This is a genomic window from Planctomonas deserti, from assembly GCF_003067705.1.
Classification (GTDB): domain Bacteria; phylum Actinomycetota; class Actinomycetes; order Actinomycetales; family Microbacteriaceae; genus Planctomonas; species Planctomonas deserti.
The window spans coordinates 395,476-412,148 of sequence record NZ_QANL01000002.1; the positions used below are offsets into that span (position 1 = coordinate 395,476).

Consider the following 16,673-nt stretch of genomic DNA (forward strand, 5'->3'; position numbering starts at 1 on the left):
CGTGCCGACGGTAGAATCGGCCCTCTCCGATCGACTCCGATGTGTCGATCCAGATGGAATCGGCTCCAATGTGAAGGTGATGATGGGCAAGACGCTTGCTGAGAAGGTGTGGGACGACCACCTGGTCGCGCGCGGCGAAGACGGAGCGCCCGACCTCCTCTACATCGACCTCCACCTCCTTCACGAGGTCACCAGCCCGCAGGCGTTCGACGGCCTGCGCATGGCCGGGCGCCCGGTGCGCCGGCCGGACCTGACGATCGCCACGGAGGACCACAACACGCCGACGATCGGCATCGACCGCCCGATCGCGGACCTCACGAGCCGCACCCAGATCGAGACGCTGCGCCGCAACGCCGAGGAGTTCGGCGTTCGGCTGCACTCCCTGGGCGACATCGAGCAGGGCATCGTGCACGTCGTCGGACCGCAGCTCGGCCTGACCATGCCCGGCATCACCGTGGTCTGCGGCGACTCGCACACCTCCACCCACGGCGCGTTCGGCGCCATGGCGTTCGGCATCGGCACCAGCGAGGTCGAGCACGTCCTCGCCACCCAGACGCTCCCGCTCAAGCCGTTCAAGACCATGGCGGTCACCGTCGAGGGCGAGCTCCGGCCGGGCGTGACCGCGAAGGACATCATCCTCGCCGTCATCGCGCAGATCGGCACCGGCGGCGGGCAGGGCTACGTGCTCGAGTACCGCGGCAGCGCCATCCGCTCCCTCTCCATGGAGGGCCGCATGACCATCTGCAACATGTCCATCGAGGCCGGTGCCCGCGCGGGCATGGTCGCGCCGGACGAGACGACCTACGCCTACCTGAAGGGCCGCCCGCACGCGCCCGAGGGCGCGGACTGGGACGCCGCCGTCGAGTACTGGAACACGCTCGCAACGGACGACGACGCGGTGTTCGACGCCGAGATCTTCCTCGACGCGAACGAGCTCGAGCCGTTCGTCACCTGGGGCACCAACCCCGGCCAGGGCGCGTCGCTGAGCGACACCGTGCCGAACCCGGCCGAGATCGCCGACGCCAACGAGCGCGCCGCAGCGGAGCGGGCGCTCGAGTACATGGACCTCGCCGCGGGAACGCCCCTCAAGGACATCCACGTGGACGCGGTCTTCATGGGCTCCTGCACCAACAGCCGCATCGAGGACCTGCGCGCGTTCGCGTCCGTCATCGAGGGCCGCACCAAGGCGGAGGGCGTGCGCGTCATGGTCGTGCCCGGCTCCGCGCGCGTGCGGCTGCAGGCGGAGGCGGAGGGCCTCGACAAGGTGATCACCGCGTTCGGCGCCGAGTGGCGCTTCGCCGGCTGCTCCATGTGCCTCGGCATGAACCCCGACCAGCTCGCCCCGGGGGAGCGGTGCGCATCCACGAGCAACCGCAACTTCGAGGGCCGGCAGGGCAAGGGCGGGCGCACCCACCTCGTGTCGCCGCTCGTCGCCGCGGCCACCGCGATCCGCGGAACGCTCTCCAGCCCCTGGGACCTCGAGCAGGAGCAGGCGTCCGCTCCCGTGCCGTCCCTGCAGGGCGGTGCGCGCTGATGGAGAAGTTCACCCGCTTCACGGGCGTGGCCGCGCCGCTTCGCCGGTCCAACGTCGACACCGACCAGATCATCCCCGCGAACTTCCTGAAGCGCGTCACCAAGACGGGCTTCGAGGACGCGCTGTTCTACGCCTGGCGGCAGGACCCCGACTTCGTGCTCAACCGGCCCGCGTACCAGGGCGCCTCGGTGCTCGTCGCGGGTAGCGACTTCGGCACCGGATCCTCCCGTGAGCACGCGGTGTGGGCGCTGCGGGACTTCGGCTTCCGCGCGGTGCTGAGCCCCCGGTTCGGCGACATCTTCCGCGGCAACTCGGGGAAACAGGGCCTGCTCGCGGGCCAGATCTCCGAGGAGGACGCGGAGCGGCTCTGGGCGGCCATCGAGGCCCAGCCCGGGGTCGGCGTGACCATCGATCTCGTCGAGCGTGTCGCCACGCTGGGCGACCTGACCGTGCCGTTCGCGATCGACGATTACACTCGATGGCGGCTGATCGAGGGGCTCGATGACATCGGCCTCACCCTGCGCGACGAACCGCGCATCACAGAATTCGAATCCCGCCGGGAGTCCTGGCGGCCCAAGACATTGCCGGTGAAATAGCGTGAGTTCTCTTCTGCAGGATGCCAACCGGGCCGGCGCGAGCGTCGGCCTCCGAGGCGACCGCATCGTCATCCGCGGCGGTCGCCCGCTGACGGGTCGCATCGAGGTGCGCGGGGCCAAGAACCTCGTGACCAAGGCGATGGTCGCCGCCCTGCTCGGCGAGAGCCCGAGCCTGCTGCGCAGCGTCCCCGACATCAGCGACGTGCGCGTCGTCGCGAGCCTCCTCGAGATCCATGGCGTGAAGATCGCCAAGGGTGCCGAGGACGGCGAGCTCGTGCTCGACCCGAGCAACGTGGAGAGCGCGCACTACGCCGAGATCGACGCGCACGCCGGCTCCAGCCGCATCCCGATCCTGTTCTGCGGGCCGCTGCTGCACCGCCTCGGCGAGGCGTTCATCCCCGACCTGGGCGGCTGCCGCATCGGCGACCGCCCCATCGACTTCCACCTCGAGGTGCTGCGCAACTTCGGTGCCATCGTCGAGAAGCAGCCCAACGGCATCCGCATGTCGGCCCCGAACGGGCTGAAGGGCGCCAAGGTCTCCCTGCCCTACCCGAGCGTCGGCGCGACCGAGCAGGTGCTGCTCACCGCCGTGCGCGCCCAGGGCATCACCGAGCTCACGGGCGCGGCGATCGAGCCCGAGATCATGGATCTCATCAACATCCTGCAGAAGATGGGCGCCATCATCTCGGTCGACACCGACCGCGTGATCCGCATCGAGGGCGTCGACCGCCTCGAGGGCTACACGCACCGCGCGCTCTTCGACCGCAACGAGGCCGCGAGCTGGGCCTCCGCCGCGCTGGCCACCGAGGGCGACATCTTCGTGGGCGGCGCGCGCCAGCAGGAGATGACCACGTTCCTCAACGTGTTCCGCAAGGTCGGCGGTGCGTTCGACATCGAGGACGACGGCATCCGCTTCTACCACCCGGGCGGACCGCTGAAGCCCGTGGTCATCGAGACCGACGTCCACCCCGGTTTCATGACCGACTGGCAGCAGCCGCTCGTCGTGGCCCTCACCAAGGCCAAGGGCGTCTCGATCGTGCACGAGACCGTCTACGAGCAGCGCTTCGGCTTCGTCGACGCGCTCGTGGAGATGGGCGCGACGATCCAGATCCACCGCGAGTGCCTCGGTGGGCAGCCCTGCCGGTTCGGCCAGCGCAACTTCAACCACTCCGCCGTGATCTCCGGCCCGACGCCGCTGAAGGGCGCCGACATCGTCGTGCCCGACCTCCGCGGCGGTTTCAGCCACCTGATCGCGGCGCTGAGCGCCGAGGGCACGTCCACGGTCAGCAACGTCGGCATCATCAGCCGGGGGTACGAGAACTTCATCGCGAAGCTCGAGCAGCTCGGGGCAGAGTTCGTTCTCGAAGGATAATGGGCGGATGCCCCGCCCCACCGCCTCTCCCGAACCCGCTCCGTCCCCGCGCCTGAAGGCGACACCCGAGAAGACCCGGCCGTCCATCTTCTGGGTGCTCGCCGCGCTCGCCGTGCCGCCCATGAACCTGGTGACGCGGTACCGCATCGAGGGTGCCGAGAAGCTGCCGCGCGAGGGCGCCTTCGTGCTCGCGCCGAACCACTACAGCGAGATCGACCCCGTCGTCATGGGTCACGCGGTGTGGCGGCTCGGCCGCGCCCCGCGGTTCCTCGCGAAGGCCGGCCTGTTCAGGATCCCCGTGGTCGGCTGGCTGCTGCGCCGGTCCGGCCAGATCCCCGTCGAGCGGGCGGGCACGGTGCGCGGCAGCGAGCCGCTCCGCGCCGCCAACGAGCTCGTGGAGAAGGGGCGCCTCGTCATCGTGTACCCCGAGGGGTCACTGACCCGGGACCCCGACCTGTGGCCCATGCGCGGCAAGACGGGGGCCGTGCGGATCGCCCTCGAGCAGGGAATCCCGATCGTCCCCGCCGCCCACTGGGGCACCCAGCAGCTGATGGGGCGGTACTCGAAGAAGATCTCCCTGTTCCCGCGGAAGACGATCCGCATCCGGATCGGCGACCCGGTCGACCTGTCCGCCTTCCGCGGTCGCGCCCTGGACTCCGGTACTCTCACGGAGGCGACAAGCGTCGTGATGGACGCCATCACGGCCCTGCTCGAGGACCTCCGGGGGGAGAAGGCGCCGGAGCAGCGCTGGGACCCGAAGATCAACAACCAGAAAGAGACCGGCCGGTTTGAGTAGTTCGCCGAAGGACGCGCAGCGCAGCGCCAAGATCGTCGTCCTCGGCGCGGGCAGCTGGGGGACGACCTTCGCGAAGGTCCTCGCCGACGGCGGCTCGCCGGTCACCATGTGGGCGAGGCGCGCGGAGCTCGCGACCGAGATCACGATCAGCAAGCGCAACAGCGACTACCTCCCCGGCATCAACCTGCCCCGCAGCCTCCGCGCGAGCGCGAAGCTCGACGAGGTGCTCGACGGGGCGACCCAGGTCTACATCTCGGTTCCCAGCCAGAGCCTCCGCGCCAACCTCGAGCAGGCCGCCGCGCTGATCCCCGACGAAGCGATCGTCGTCAGCCTCATGAAGGGCGTGGAGCGCGGCAGCGGCCTGCGGATGAGCCAGGTCATCGAGCAGACGCTCGGCATCGAGCCCGACCGCATCGCCGTCGCCTCCGGCCCGAACCTCGCCCTCGAGATCGCCAAGGAGCAGCCCACCGCGGCCGTGGTCTCGTCGAGCAACCTGGAGACGGCGCACATTGTGGCGCTCACCGCCTCCAACAGCTACTTCCGGTCGTTCGTGAACACCGACGTCATCGGCACCGAGTTCGGCGGGGTGCTCAAGAACCTGGTCGCGGTTGCCATCGGCATCGTGGACGGCGTCGGCTACGGGGAGAACACCAAGGCCTCGATCGTCACTCGCGGCCTCGCCGAGATGACCGACTTCGCCGTCGCCTACGGCGCCCGGCCGGAGACGCTCGCCGGACTCGCGGGCCTCGGCGACCTCATCGCCACCTGCGAGTCGCCGCTGTCGCGCAACAACACCGCGGGACGTCTGCTCGGCCAGGGCTACACGTTCAGCGACGTGGTGAACTCCATGCAGCAGACCGCCGAGGGCCTGGCGTCGGTCACGCCGATCCTCGAGCTCGCGGCCGCGCGCGGGGTGTCCATGCCCATCGCCGAGCAGGTGCAGCAGGTGCTGCAGGGGACGCTCGCGCCGCGGGACCTGGCGCCGCACCTGACCACCGATTCCGACACGCCCCAGGGGGAGTAGAGCATGTCCACGAAGATCACCGTCGCGCTTCTGTTCGGGGGACCGTCGAGCGAGCACTCCATCAGTTGCGCCACGGCGGGAGGCGTGCTGGCCGCGATCGATCGCGACCGGTTCGACGTCATCCCGATCGGGATCACGCGCGACGGCGCCTTCACGCTCGAGGACGACGACCCGGCGAAGTTCGCGCTGGACGCGACGGCTCTGCCCACGGTCGACGACAATGGCACGCGCATCCTGTGGCCGCAGAGCATGCTGTCCCGCGAACTCGCCGTCACGCTCGCGGACGGCACGGTGCGCGTCCTCGGCGACGTGGACGTCGTATTCCCCATCCTGCATGGACCGTACGGCGAGGACGGCACGGTGCAGGGCATGCTCGAGCTGCTCGGCCTGCCCTACGTGGGCTCGGGCGTGCTCGCGTCGAGCCTCGGCATGGACAAGCACTTCACCAAGACGGTGCTCCGCGCCGCCGGGATCGCGGTCGCGCCGTGGATCACCGTTCAGGGCCGCGAATGGAACGAGTCCGCGGACGCGGTGCGCGAGCGCGCGGGGGCCCTCGGCCTGCCCGTGTTCGTGAAGCCGGCGCGCGCCGGCTCGAGCGTGGGCGTCAGCAGGGTCGACGACTGGGCCGGGCTCGACCGCGCCATGACGATCGCCCTCGCGGAGGACAGCAAGGTGCTCATCGAGGCGGGCGTCGTCGGGCGCGAGGTGGAGTGCGCCGTGCTCGGCGGGCGCCCCGGCCAGCCGGCTCGCGCATCCGTCGCCGGCGAGATCGTGGTCTCCGGCCGCGACTTCTACGACTTCGACGCGAAGTACCTCGGCGCCCCCGGCATCGACCTCGTCTGCCCGGCGGAGCTGACCGAGGCGGAGCTCGCCGAGATGCAGGAGCTCTCGGTGCGGGCGTTCGAGGCCATCGACGGCGCGGGCCTCGCCCGGGTGGACTTCTTCCTCACCGCTGACGGCTTCGTGATCAACGAGCTGAACACCATGCCGGGCTTCACGCCGATCTCGATGTTCCCCAAGTGCTGGCTCGCCTCGGGCCTCAGCTACCCGGAGCTTATAACGGAGCTCCTCGACGTCGCGCTGGCCCGCGCGGATGTGTTCCGCGGCGCGGTGCCCGCCCCCGTCCCTTCCTCCGTCGCCGAGTAGCCGCGGGAGGCGCGTTCCGCGCATCCGCACCACATCGTGCCCCTGCCCAGGCAGGAGAATCCTGCCCAGCTAATAACTGGGCAGGATCCTTCTGCCTGGGCAGGATCGGGCGCGGGCCGTGGAGAGGGTTCGGGACCGGGACCGGGACCGGGGGCAGGCGCGCGTGCACGGTCCACACGGTCGCTGAGCCTGTCGAAGCGACGAGGCCGACCTCCTCGCGGGGCTCATCAACGTGATTCAGCAGATCCGCTCGACCCTCCGACGCAATTCAGCAGATCCGCTCGACTATCCGACGCAACTCAGCAGATCCGCTCGACTATCCAATGCAACTCAGCAGACCCGCTCGACCACCCGGCGCAATTCAGCAGATCCGCTCGACCACCCGACGCAATTCAGCAGATCTCGCCCGACACGCCGCTCCCGGCGTCGCGCCAACGGCGTGTCGCCTGAGATCTGCTGAGTTGCGTCAGGGGATGGGGAGCGCTGCACGTCGGAGTTCCTGCCGCGTCCCTTCGACAGGCTCAGGCTCAGGGACCGTCGCGCGCGGGCCGCCGAGAGGGTGGGTCCGCACCACATCGTGCCCCTGCCCAGGCAGGAGGATCCTGCCCAGCTAAAAACTGGGCAGGATCCTTCTGCCTGGGCAGGATCGGGCGCGGGCCCATCGGCAGGCTCAGGGACCGCAGCGCTCAGGGACCGCAGCGCTCAGGGACCGCAGCGCTCAGCGACCGCAGGGCCTCAGGGGCCGCAGCGCTCGGAGACCGCAGCGCTCAGGGACCGCGGGCCGCGGGACCGCGGCGGCCCCTAGCCCGCCGGGGCGACCGGGGCTTCGGTGCTCAGGAGCTCGGCCGGGTCGGTGCAGCCGCCCGTGGCCTCGATGCTCCCGCCGATCGCGTCGGACAGCGCGGCGAGCACGGACGATCCGGAGATGCCGCCGTCGTCGGGGTCCTCGTTCACGAACACCTCGACGGCCGGGTCGCGCCCGTAGGTCGTGTACGTCATGAGCGGCTGGCGGGAGTCGTCAATCACCCAGTCGACGCCGCTGACGCCGATGCAGCGCGCGGTGGTCGGCCCGGGCACGTCGACGCCGCAGCGCATCAGCACCGTCGAGTCGGGGGATCCCCACGCCGCGGTGCCCTGCGCGTCGGTCTCCCGGCTGCGCTGGCCCGCGACCTCCTCCGGCAGGTTCACGACGACGTCGGCGCACGCAGTGTCCGTCGCCGCGGGCGCGGCCTGCAACGGGACCTTCGGCGTGCACCCGGTCAGCAGGGCGGCCGCGAGAAGCGGAAGCAGTACGGGGGAGAGGCGCCGAGCGGTGCGCGATGCCCGCGAGGGGCGGGGGTGGCGCGGGGAACTCATTCCATCCACGCTACCGTGGAACGCGTGACCGCCCACGACACCCTCGGCTCCGTCGGGGAGCGCGCGGCCCTCGCCCGGATCTTTCCCCGCCTTCCCTCGGCCGACACCCAGCTTGTCGGCCCCGGAGACGACGCCGCCGTGCTCGCGGCGCCGGACGGCCGGTTCGTCGTGACGACGGACATGATGATCCACGGACCGGACTTCCGGCTCGCCTGGTCGAGCGCCCACGATCTCGGGGTGAAGGCCGCGGCCTCCAACCTCGCGGACGTCGCCGCCATGGGCGCCGTCCCCACCTCACTCGTCGTCGCGCTCGCGGTGCCCAAGTCGACGGAGGTCGCCTGGCTCGAGGCGTTCGCCGACGGCCTCCGCGACGGGGTGTCCGCGCTCGCGCCGGGCTGCGGCGTCGTCGGCGGCGACCTGTCGGTCTCGGATGCGCTCACCATCGTGGTCACGGCCTTCGGCGACCTCGAGGGCCGTGCCCCCGTCCTGCGCTCCGGCGCCCGGGGCGGCGACGTGCTCGCCGTCGCGGGCGTGCTCGGCCGCGCGGCCGCGGGCGTGCGCCTGCTGTTCAGCGAGGCGGTCCGCTCGGGAGACGGCACGGATGCGCCCGAGCCCGCCGCGGATCTCGCCCGCGCCCTGCGCAAGCGGCACCCGGAGGTCGTCGGCGCTCAACTCGCCCCGTCGCCGCCCATCGGCCTCGGCCGGGACGCGGCAACGGGCGGGGCGACCGCCATGCTCGACGTCTCCGACGGCCTCCTGCTCGACGCGTCCCGCATCGCGGCGGCGAGCGGCGTCGGCATCAACGTCTACACCGAGGCCCTCGCGGAGGACATGTTCTGGGTGTCCTCGGCGCATCCGGCGCTCCGCGATGTCGCGTACGACCTCGTGCTCACCGGTGGCGAGGACCACTCGCTCCTCGCGACGTTCCCGGCGTCCGCCCCGCTTCCCGCGGGCTTCCGCGCGATCGGGCTCGTCAACGACCACGCGGGCGTCGTCACGGTCGACGGCGCGCCGCACCGGGGGACCGGCGGCTGGGATCCCTACCGGGACTGGAACGGCTCGGCGGGCTGATCCTCGCCGGCCGGGGCGTGCGCCTCGGCCGAAGCCTGCGCCGCCGCGTCGCGCTCGCGGTCCCCGCTCGCGTCGGCGCCGGCCTCCTCGTCGGAGTGCACCGCGGACGCCCACCAGAGCGTCGTCTCGCCGTAGTCCTTGCGCCGGTCGAGCGCGATGCCGCTCGGCCACACGGGCTCCGGCGACCGGGAGGAGCGCTCGACCATCACGATCGCGCCCGGCCGGAGGCTGCGCACGAGGGAGGCGAGGGCCTTGCCGAGCTCGGACGGCCCGAGGTCGTACGGCGGATCGAGGAACACCACGTCGAAGCCGCCCGGCGTGTGGTCGAGGAAGGTCTGGGCGGCCTGCGCCGCGACGGTGATCTCCGGCTCGGCGCCCCGCGGCGCGACCCGCCGCACCAGGGCGGCATTCGCCTTGCAGATCGAGGCGGCTCCCGACGCGCGCTCGACGAGCGTCACGGCGCTGGCGCCGCGGCTCGCCGCCTCCAGGCCCAGTGCGCCCGACCCCGCATACAGATCGACGACGTGGGCGCCCGGCAGCACGTCGCGGGCGTCGAGGGCCGAGAAGATGGCCTCGCGCACGCGATCGCTCGTCGGCCGGGTGCCCGAGCGGGGCACCTTCAGCACGAGGGAACCGGCGAACCCCGAAATGATCCTGGTCATCGGATCGAGGCTACCTCCCGCCGCGGCCCCCGCCTGCCGCCCGCCCCGCCTGCCCTCGCGCATCCCGCCTCTCCACCCCTCCTCGCCGACCACCAGCCCGCGCCTCCCTCCCGTCACCGTTCGCAATTCAGGCTGAGCTGCGACACGCCGCGTTTCGAGGCCTCGAAACGCGGCGTGTCGCAGCTGAGCCTGAATCCGGAACGCCACCCCGAAGCTGAACCTGAATTCGGAACAGCACTCCGTAGCTGAGTCTGAATCCGGAACGCCACCCCGCAATCGAGCCCGAATCCGGAACAGGCCACCGTGCGGGGGAGGCGGAGGCGGGAGACGCCGCAGCGCACCGGCACCGCAGGGGAAGGGGACGGGCGGAACCGACAGCGGACGCGCTCCCGCGGCGAGCGGAAGTGGTAGGGATCCCACAACGGATTCGAGGCTCGACCACGGTGTCCCCACAATCGGGACCCATGGCACGAGTAGACCGGGCACAGCTGCCCTCCTTCACCAAGCAACTCTTCCTCGGGCAGGTCGCCGCCGAGACCGTCATGCCCTTCCGGCTCTTCGAGGGCGAGGAGAAGCTGCGCGTCGAGGCGCTCGCCGCCTGCGCGCGGGAGTACCTCGAGAACGATTACGACCCCAACCGCGCCGAGGCGGACCGCTGGGTCGGCGACGACACCATCCGCGACCTCGGCGAGCGCGGACTCCTCGGGCTCTTCGTCGACCCGAAGTACGGCGGCCAGGGCCTCAGCCAGAGCGGATACTGCCGCGTCATGGAGGAGTTCGGCCGCGCCGACGGCACGCTCGCGGTGGTCATGGGCGTGCACCAGTCCATCGGCACGAAGCCCCTGCACCTGTACGGGACGGACGACCAGAAGGCCCGCTGGCTGCCGGACCTCGCGGCCGGGCGCAAGCTGGCCGCCTTCGCGCTCACCGAGCCCAATGTCGGATCCGACGCGTACAACCTCGAGACCCGCGCGGAGCGGCAGAGCGACGGCAGCTGGCTGCTGAACGGGGAGAAGCGCTGGATCGGCAACGGCGACAAGGACGTGCTCACCGTCTTCGCCCGCAGCGAGCTCGGCCACGTCGCGCTCATCGTCGAGAAGGGGATGCCGGGCGTCACGACGGGGCCGCGCTTCGACACGCTGGGGCTGCGCGCCAACAGCCTGCAGCGCGTGTGCTTCACCGACGTCCGCGTGCCCGCCGAGAACCTGCTCGGCGAGCCCGGCGACGGCTTCCGCATCGCGATGAACACCCTCAACAACGGCCGGATGTCGATGGGCACGTCCATCGCGGGCGGCATGAAGCGCTTCCTCGACCTCACCCTCGAGCACGCGAACTCGCGCCACCAGTTCGGCCGCCCGCTCATCGACTTCGAGCTCGTCGAGGACAAGGTCGCCTGGATGAACACCCAGATCTACGGCCTCGAGTCGATGTCGTACCTCACGACGGGCCTCGTCGACCGCGGCGACAGCGACTTCTCGCTCGAGTCCGCCATGACGAAGATCGTGGCGAGCGACCTGGGCTGGTACGCCCTCAACCGCGCGGTGCAGGTGCACGGCGGCGAGGCCTACATGACGCAGAACCCGCTCTCCAAGGCGCTTCGCGACTTCCGGATCTTCCCCATCTTCGAGGGCTCGAACGACGTGATGCGCGCGTTCGTCGCGCTGGGCGGGCTGAAGGCGCTCTCGGAGGACCTGCCCGACGTGAAGAGCCTCAGCATCAGCGAGCCGGCGAAATCCATCGGCGTGCTGGCGCCGTACCTCGCGGGTCGCGTGAACCGGGCCCTCCGTCCGGACAGGGTGACGGGCGCCCACCCCGCGCTGGCCCGGCAGAGCGCCGCAATCGCCGACCAGACCGGACGGCTCCGGATCGCGGCGGAGTCGGCCCTGCGGAAGTACGGCAAGCGGGTGCAGGAGAAGCAGCTGATCCAGAAGCGGCTCACCGCCGTGGCCTCGGGCATCTACGCCCAGGTCGCGGTCGTCTCCCGCGCATCGGCCTCCTTCTCCCGCACCGGCGTGACGGCCGCCGCGGCGGAGAAGACCGTCGCGATCAACTTCTGCAAGAGCCAGGCGCGCGAGGTCGGCCGCCAGTTGCGGGCGCTCGAGCTCAACGACGACGCGTACACGCGGCAGATCGGCGGTCGCGTGCGCGACGCGGGAGGATACGAGTTCTCCCTGTGACGGCGGGCCTCCGCACCGGTCCCGACACTCGACGAGGCCAGTCGACGGGACCGCTCGGCGCGGGCCGCACGTCCCCCGGATCTCCCTGCTGCGGACGCGGACGCGTGACGTAGGATCAGGGCACGTCTGCGACGCTTCAGGAGAACCTGCGTGAACAATTACTCGGTCGCGGCTGCGACGAACTCCGCCTCCGGCGGTGCGACGGAGCAGTTCGAGGAGAGCGGTGCCGCTCTGTCGCTCGATGAGGTGCGCACGCTCGCGGACCGCATCATCGGCAACATCGAGTCCGTGATCTCCGGCAAGCACGAGGCCGCGCAGATGGCGCTCACGGTGCTGCTCGCCGAGGGGCACCTGCTGATCGAGGACGTGCCGGGCGTCGGCAAGACGGTTCTCGCCAAGGCGCTCGCGACCTCGGTGAACTGCACGGTCAACCGCATCCAGTTCACGCCCGACCTGCTGCCGTCCGACGTCACCGGCGTGTCCATCTACAACCAGGTGGAGCGCCGCTTCGAGTTCCAGCCCGGCGCGGTCTTCGCGAACATCGTCATCGGCGACGAGATCAACCGCGCCAGCCCGAAGACGCAGTCCGCGCTGCTCGAGTGCATGGAGGAGCACCAGGTCTCCGTCGACGGCGTCACCCACCCGCTGTCCTCGCCGTTCACCGTGATCGCGACGCAGAACCCCGTGGAGATGGAGGGCACGTACGCCCTGCCCGAGGCTCAGCGCGACCGGTTCATGGCCCGCATCTCCATGGGCTACCCGGACGCGGAGGCCGAGCTCGACATGCTGCACTCCCGCGACCTGGCGAGCCCGCTCGACGCCCTCGAGGCCGTGGCCACCGGCGAGCAGCTCGCCGCCATGATGGCGGCGGCGCGCACCGTGTTCGTGTCCCAGCCGGTCAAGCAGTACGCCGTGCACATCGTGCAGTCGACGCGCAGGCACCCCGAGCTCCGGCTCGGCGCGAGCCCGCGAGCCACCCTGCACCTGGTCCGCGCCGCCAAGGCCCGCGCCGCGCTCGAGGGGCGCGAGTTCGTGCTGCCCGACGACATCGACGCGCTCGCCGTCTCCGTGCTCGGGCACCGCCTCATGCCGACCAGCCGCGCGCTCGGTCAGCGCGGGCACGGCGCCGCGGCGGTCGCCGACGTCGTCGAGCGCATCCTCGCGGCCACGCCCGTGCCGCTCTCCGCGGGCGCCTAGGCGGCCAACGGCCATGTCCTCGCGGGGGCGCCACCCGGGCCGGACCTTCCGACCCCGCCTCAGCATGCGCGGCTTCGCGTTCCTGAGCGCGGCCGCCGCGTGCCTCGTGCTCGCCTACGTCCTCGACCGCCGCGAGCTGCTCGTCCTCGCGTTCTTCCTCGGCCTGATGCCCGCCCTCGGCGCCCTGCTGCTCTCGATCGGCCGTCCGCGCTTCTCCGTCACCCGCACCTTCCAGCCCGAGACCGTCGAGGCGGGCAGGCCCGTCCACGTGACGATCGGCGTCCGCAACACGGGCGGCACCGCGTCCCCGGAGGCGCGGTGGTTCGACACCGTCCCGCCCGATGCCGGGCGCACGCCGTCCGCCGAGCTCCCGGTGCTCGGCGGGTCACTCCTCCGGGCCGTCGCGGGCGCGGACGATGCGACCGAACTGACCTACGAGCTTCAGCCCGAGCACCGCGGCGTGTACCCGATCGGGCCCTTCGTGGTCGCGGGCCAGGATCCGTTCGGCCTCGTCCTGCGCACGACCGAGGTCGGCGGGTCTGACCCGCTCGTCGTGACGCCGCGCATCACGCCCCTTCCCGAGGTCCCGTTCGGCCGGGCCGTCGCGGACGGATCGGCCGCCGAGCTGCAGCGGCACGGCGTGATGGGCGACGACGACCTGATCACCCGCGAGTACCGCCCGGGCGACGCCAAGCGGCGCGTGCACTGGCGCAGCACCGCGCGCTTCGGCGAGCTCATGGTGCGCCAGGAGGAGCCCCGCAGCAACCCGGAGGCGGTCGTCTTCCTCGACACGCGACCGCGCAGCTATCCGCACGCGCACGGGATCGGGGTGTTCGACGGCGCGCTGCGGCACGCGGACGACTTCGAGCGCGCGATCGAGCTCTGCGCCTCCGTGACCCTGCACCTGCAGGGCGGCGGATACGAGGTCGACGTGCTGCAGTCGGCCGCGCGGACCGGCTGGCTGGTGCGCCCGCGCGAGGCGTTCGGCGCCCCCGGCGGCTCGGAGGAGTTCCTGGCGGGGCTCGCGGCGGTCGGCGCGCCCGGCGCCGTGGACCGCGGCTTCGCAGACCGGTTGAGCGGGGAGCTCCGCCACCGCGGCGGCGGCACGCCCCTCTTCGCCGTGCTCGGGTCGCCGAGCGCCGAGGAGGCGGAGCGGCTCGCCACGCTCCGCCCGCTCGCCGACCCGGCGGTCGCCTTCCTCGTCACGAACGACCCCGAGCCCGACGAGGAGTCGACGCTCACCGGAGCCGGGTGGACCTGCGTGCGCGTCGGCACGGGGGACGACCTCGCCGCGGCCTGGCGGCGCATCGGCGAGCGCGCGGTGCACCATGAGCACGTCTGACGTCCGCATGCCGTGGGCCGCCGCGCGCGGCCTGCTCTCGCTGCCGCGGGTCCCCGGATCGGCGTCGCTCAGCGCCGCCGTCGCCCTCCTGGCCCTCTCCGGCGTCGTGGCGCTGTCTCCCGTGTTCGCGCCGGGCGCGTGGTGGGCGCTCGCCGCCCTCGTAACGGCCGTCGTCGTCGGCGGCGGGGCGTGGCTGCGGGCGCTGCGGATGCCCACCCTCGTCTCCGCCACCGCCCCGGTGCTCGCCGCGGGGGTCGGCATCGTGCTCGCCTTCACGCAGGCGAGCCTGCTCGCGGGCGTCCTGCCCACCGAACGCACGCTGCGCAGCATCGAGGCGCTCGCCCGTGGCGGCGTCCGGTCCCTGCGCGACGGCGCGGCGCCCCTCGAGGTCGACCGGCCGGTCGCGTTCCTCCTCCTGCTCGGCGTCGCCCTGCTCGCCTTCGTCCTCGACGCGCTCACGTTGGTCGCGCGCGCCCCCGCCCTCGCCGGGGTGCCGCTGTTCTGGGTGCTGGCGATCGCGCCCCTGGTCGCGGGCGGGGCGTCGGCGTGGACGTTCGTGCTCGCCGCGGCCGCCTACGCCTTCCTGCTGCGCGCGGGCATCCGCTGGCGCGCCGACGGGCGCCGCTCCGCCGCCCACCCGGGCGGCACCGCCGCGGAGGGCGGGCCGTCGGGCAGCAGCGCGCCGAGTGCCGCAGCGACCCCGCGGGCGACCGGGACCGGCGGGGCGCACCGGGTGGCGGGTGGCCGCGCCGTCGCACTCGCCGCGGCCGCGATCGGCGGCGCCCTCGTGCTGCCGCTCGGCATGCCCACCTCGCTGCCCGCGCTCCCCGCGCTCTTCGGCGGAGAGTCCGGCGGCCGGGGCGGTGGGGCGCTGAATCCCATCGTCGCGCTCGAGGACGACCTCCGCGGGCGGAGCGACGTGCCCGTCTTCAACTACACGAGCACAAAGAACCGCCCCTCCTACCTGCGGTCGGCGGTCCTCACGTCCTTCGACGACACGACCTGGCAGCCGCGGCCCTTCCGACTCAACACGAACCGGACGCCGGACCGCATCGGCCCGCCCCCCGGGCTCACCGACCGGATCGAGACGGAGGCGGTGACGACCGAGATCCAGTTCATGGACGCGGGCAGCCGCTGGCTCCCCGTTCCGTACGCGGCCCGGTCGATCAGGGGCCTGAGCGGGGACTGGTACTGGGAGCCCGCGGCGCTCACCGTGCAGTCGCGCGACGCGTCGACCGCCGGGCAGCTCTACACGGTGGAGAGCGCGACGGTGGTGCCGACACGGGAGCAGCTCACCGCCGCGGGCCGACCCGATCCGCAGCGCCTGAGCGAGGAGCTCGACCTCCCGCGCGACGGCGTTCCGGAACCCATCACCGCCCTGGCGAACGAGCTGACCGCCGGCCTGACCAGCGACTACGCCCGCGCGGTCGCAATCCAGGACCACTTCCGCCGCGGCTCCTTCGACTACTCCGAGCAGGCGCCCGTGCGCGGCGGCTACGACGGCAGCGGTCCCGAGCTCATCGCCCGTTTCCTCGAGGAGGAGTCCGGCTACTGCATCCACTTCTCGTCGGCCATGGCGCTGCTCGCCCGCGTCGTCGGCATCCCCTCCCGCGTCGCCGTCGGCTACACCTACGGCGACCGCACGGACGGCGAGCGCGACGGCCGCCGGATCTGGGAGGTGACCGGACGGGACGCCCACGCGTGGCCCGAGCTGTACTTCGAGTCCGTCGGCTGGGTGCCGTTCGAACCGACGCCCGGCCGTGGCTCCGTGCCCGAGTACGCGTCCCCTGCCGCCGCCGAGCCCGGTGCGGATGACGTCGCCCCCGAGGCCGCCCCGTTCACCGGGCAAGCCGCCGACCCGCGGCAGCTGCGGGATGAGGCCCTCGGACTGAGCGCCGGCGCGGCGGCCGAGCGGGACTCCTGGAACGGGGTCGGCGCGGCGGCGTTGATCGCGCTCGCGCTGCTCGCCCCGGCGCTCGCCCGGGCGGCGGTCCGCCGCGCCCGCCTCCTGCGCATGCGGACCGGGCGCGGCACGGCGGCGGATGCGTGGCGCGAGGTGCACGACACGGCGCTCGACCTCCGGTTGCCCGGGCCCGCGGCGGACACCCCGCGGGCCTTCGCGACCCGGCTCGGGGGCATTGAGGGGCTCGGCGAACCCGAGCGCGACGCACTCGCGCGCATCCGGTCCGCGTACGAGCGCGAGAGCTTCGGCAGGCCGGGGAGCGCGGGCGGCGCCCCGCTTCCGCCCGACGCGGGAGCCGCGCTCGCCGGGGACGCGTCCCTCGTCGTCGCCGCGCTGACGGCCGCGGCACCGGTCCGGGTGCGGCTGGCCGCGGCCCTGCTGCCCGTCTCCCTGCTCCCGTCCAGACCCGGCCTCAGCCGCGCCGCCTAGAATCCCGC

The 16,673-nt window shown here is 72.5% G+C and carries 13 protein-coding genes; 11 read left to right on the forward strand and 2 right to left on the reverse strand.

Going from position 1 to position 16,673, the window contains the following annotated elements; genetic code table 11:
* Positions 1 to 82 precede the first annotated feature (82 nt).
* From leuC to DAI20_RS08120, 6 genes are read left to right on the forward strand one after another with little or no spacing between them, the layout of a single operon-like run.
* Complete coding sequence (leuC, locus tag DAI20_RS08095; protein ID WP_108250571.1) at positions 83 to 1,534, forward strand: 3-isopropylmalate dehydratase large subunit; 1,452 nt, start codon at positions 83 to 85, stop codon at positions 1,532 to 1,534.
* The gene (gene leuD / locus DAI20_RS08100) at positions 1,534 to 2,130 is read left to right on the forward strand and encodes a 3-isopropylmalate dehydratase small subunit (RefSeq protein ID WP_108250071.1); all 597 of its coding nucleotides are present in this window, start codon (positions 1,534 to 1,536) and stop codon (positions 2,128 to 2,130) included. The genes leuC and leuD overlap by 1 nt, the downstream gene beginning before the upstream one ends.
* Position 2,131: 1 nt before the next feature.
* Positions 2,132 to 3,502, forward strand: a complete 1,371-nt coding sequence (murA, locus tag DAI20_RS08105; protein ID WP_108250072.1) for a UDP-N-acetylglucosamine 1-carboxyvinyltransferase — start codon at positions 2,132 to 2,134, stop codon at positions 3,500 to 3,502.
* 7 nt (positions 3,503 to 3,509) lie between these two features.
* Positions 3,510 to 4,298 (forward strand): lysophospholipid acyltransferase family protein, encoded by a 789-nt coding sequence (locus DAI20_RS08110; RefSeq protein WP_108250073.1) that lies wholly within the window; start codon positions 3,510 to 3,512, stop codon positions 4,296 to 4,298.
* A complete protein-coding gene (locus DAI20_RS08115; protein WP_108250074.1) occupies positions 4,291 to 5,322 on the forward strand; it encodes an NAD(P)H-dependent glycerol-3-phosphate dehydrogenase in 1,032 nt (343 codons plus the stop codon). Before DAI20_RS08110 ends, DAI20_RS08115 begins: the two co-directional genes overlap by 8 nt.
* A 3-nt stretch (positions 5,323 to 5,325) precedes the next feature.
* Positions 5,326 to 6,468 carry a D-alanine--D-alanine ligase family protein gene (locus DAI20_RS08120; RefSeq protein WP_108250075.1) on the forward strand — a complete coding sequence of 381 codons (1,143 nt, stop codon included), beginning with the start codon at positions 5,326 to 5,328 and terminating at the stop codon, positions 6,466 to 6,468.
* 801 nt (positions 6,469 to 7,269) lie between these two features.
* Here the strand turns inward: DAI20_RS08120 and DAI20_RS08125 are convergent.
* Positions 7,270 to 7,824 (reverse strand): DUF3515 domain-containing protein, encoded by a 555-nt coding sequence (locus DAI20_RS08125; RefSeq protein ID WP_108250076.1) that lies wholly within the window; start codon positions 7,822 to 7,824, stop codon positions 7,270 to 7,272.
* 24 nt (positions 7,825 to 7,848) lie between these two features.
* Here DAI20_RS08125 and DAI20_RS08130 point away from each other — a divergent pair, with 24 nt between their 5' ends.
* Positions 7,849 to 8,895 (forward strand): thiamine-phosphate kinase, encoded by a 1,047-nt coding sequence (locus DAI20_RS08130; protein WP_240605972.1) that lies wholly within the window; start codon positions 7,849 to 7,851, stop codon positions 8,893 to 8,895.
* Here DAI20_RS08130 and rsmD read toward each other — a convergent pair.
* Positions 8,865 to 9,557, reverse strand: coding sequence for a 16S rRNA (guanine(966)-N(2))-methyltransferase RsmD (rsmD, locus tag DAI20_RS08135; RefSeq protein ID WP_108250078.1), 693 nt, complete (start codon positions 9,555 to 9,557; stop codon positions 8,865 to 8,867). The genes DAI20_RS08130 and rsmD overlap by 31 nt on opposite strands.
* A gap of 464 nt (positions 9,558 to 10,021) precedes the next feature.
* On the opposite strand from rsmD, the gene DAI20_RS08140 reads away from it, so the two are divergent.
* The 4 genes from DAI20_RS08140 (at position 10,022) to DAI20_RS08155 (ending at position 16,665) form a co-directional block, all read left to right on the forward strand.
* Complete coding sequence (locus DAI20_RS08140; protein WP_108250079.1) at positions 10,022 to 11,734, forward strand: acyl-CoA dehydrogenase family protein; 1,713 nt, start codon at positions 10,022 to 10,024, stop codon at positions 11,732 to 11,734.
* Positions 11,735 to 11,965: 231 nt separating this feature from the next.
* Complete coding sequence (locus tag DAI20_RS08145; protein WP_240606021.1) at positions 11,966 to 12,931, forward strand: AAA family ATPase; 966 nt, start codon at positions 11,966 to 11,968, stop codon at positions 12,929 to 12,931.
* 64 nt (positions 12,932 to 12,995) lie between these two features.
* The gene (locus tag DAI20_RS08150) at positions 12,996 to 14,273 is read left to right on the forward strand and encodes a DUF58 domain-containing protein (RefSeq protein WP_108250080.1); all 1,278 of its coding nucleotides are present in this window, start codon (positions 12,996 to 12,998) and stop codon (positions 14,271 to 14,273) included.
* Complete coding sequence (locus DAI20_RS08155) at positions 14,260 to 16,665, forward strand: transglutaminase TgpA family protein (RefSeq protein ID WP_159084973.1); 2,406 nt, start codon at positions 14,260 to 14,262, stop codon at positions 16,663 to 16,665. Before DAI20_RS08150 ends, DAI20_RS08155 begins: the two co-directional genes overlap by 14 nt.
* Positions 16,666 to 16,673: the final 8 nt, after the last annotated feature.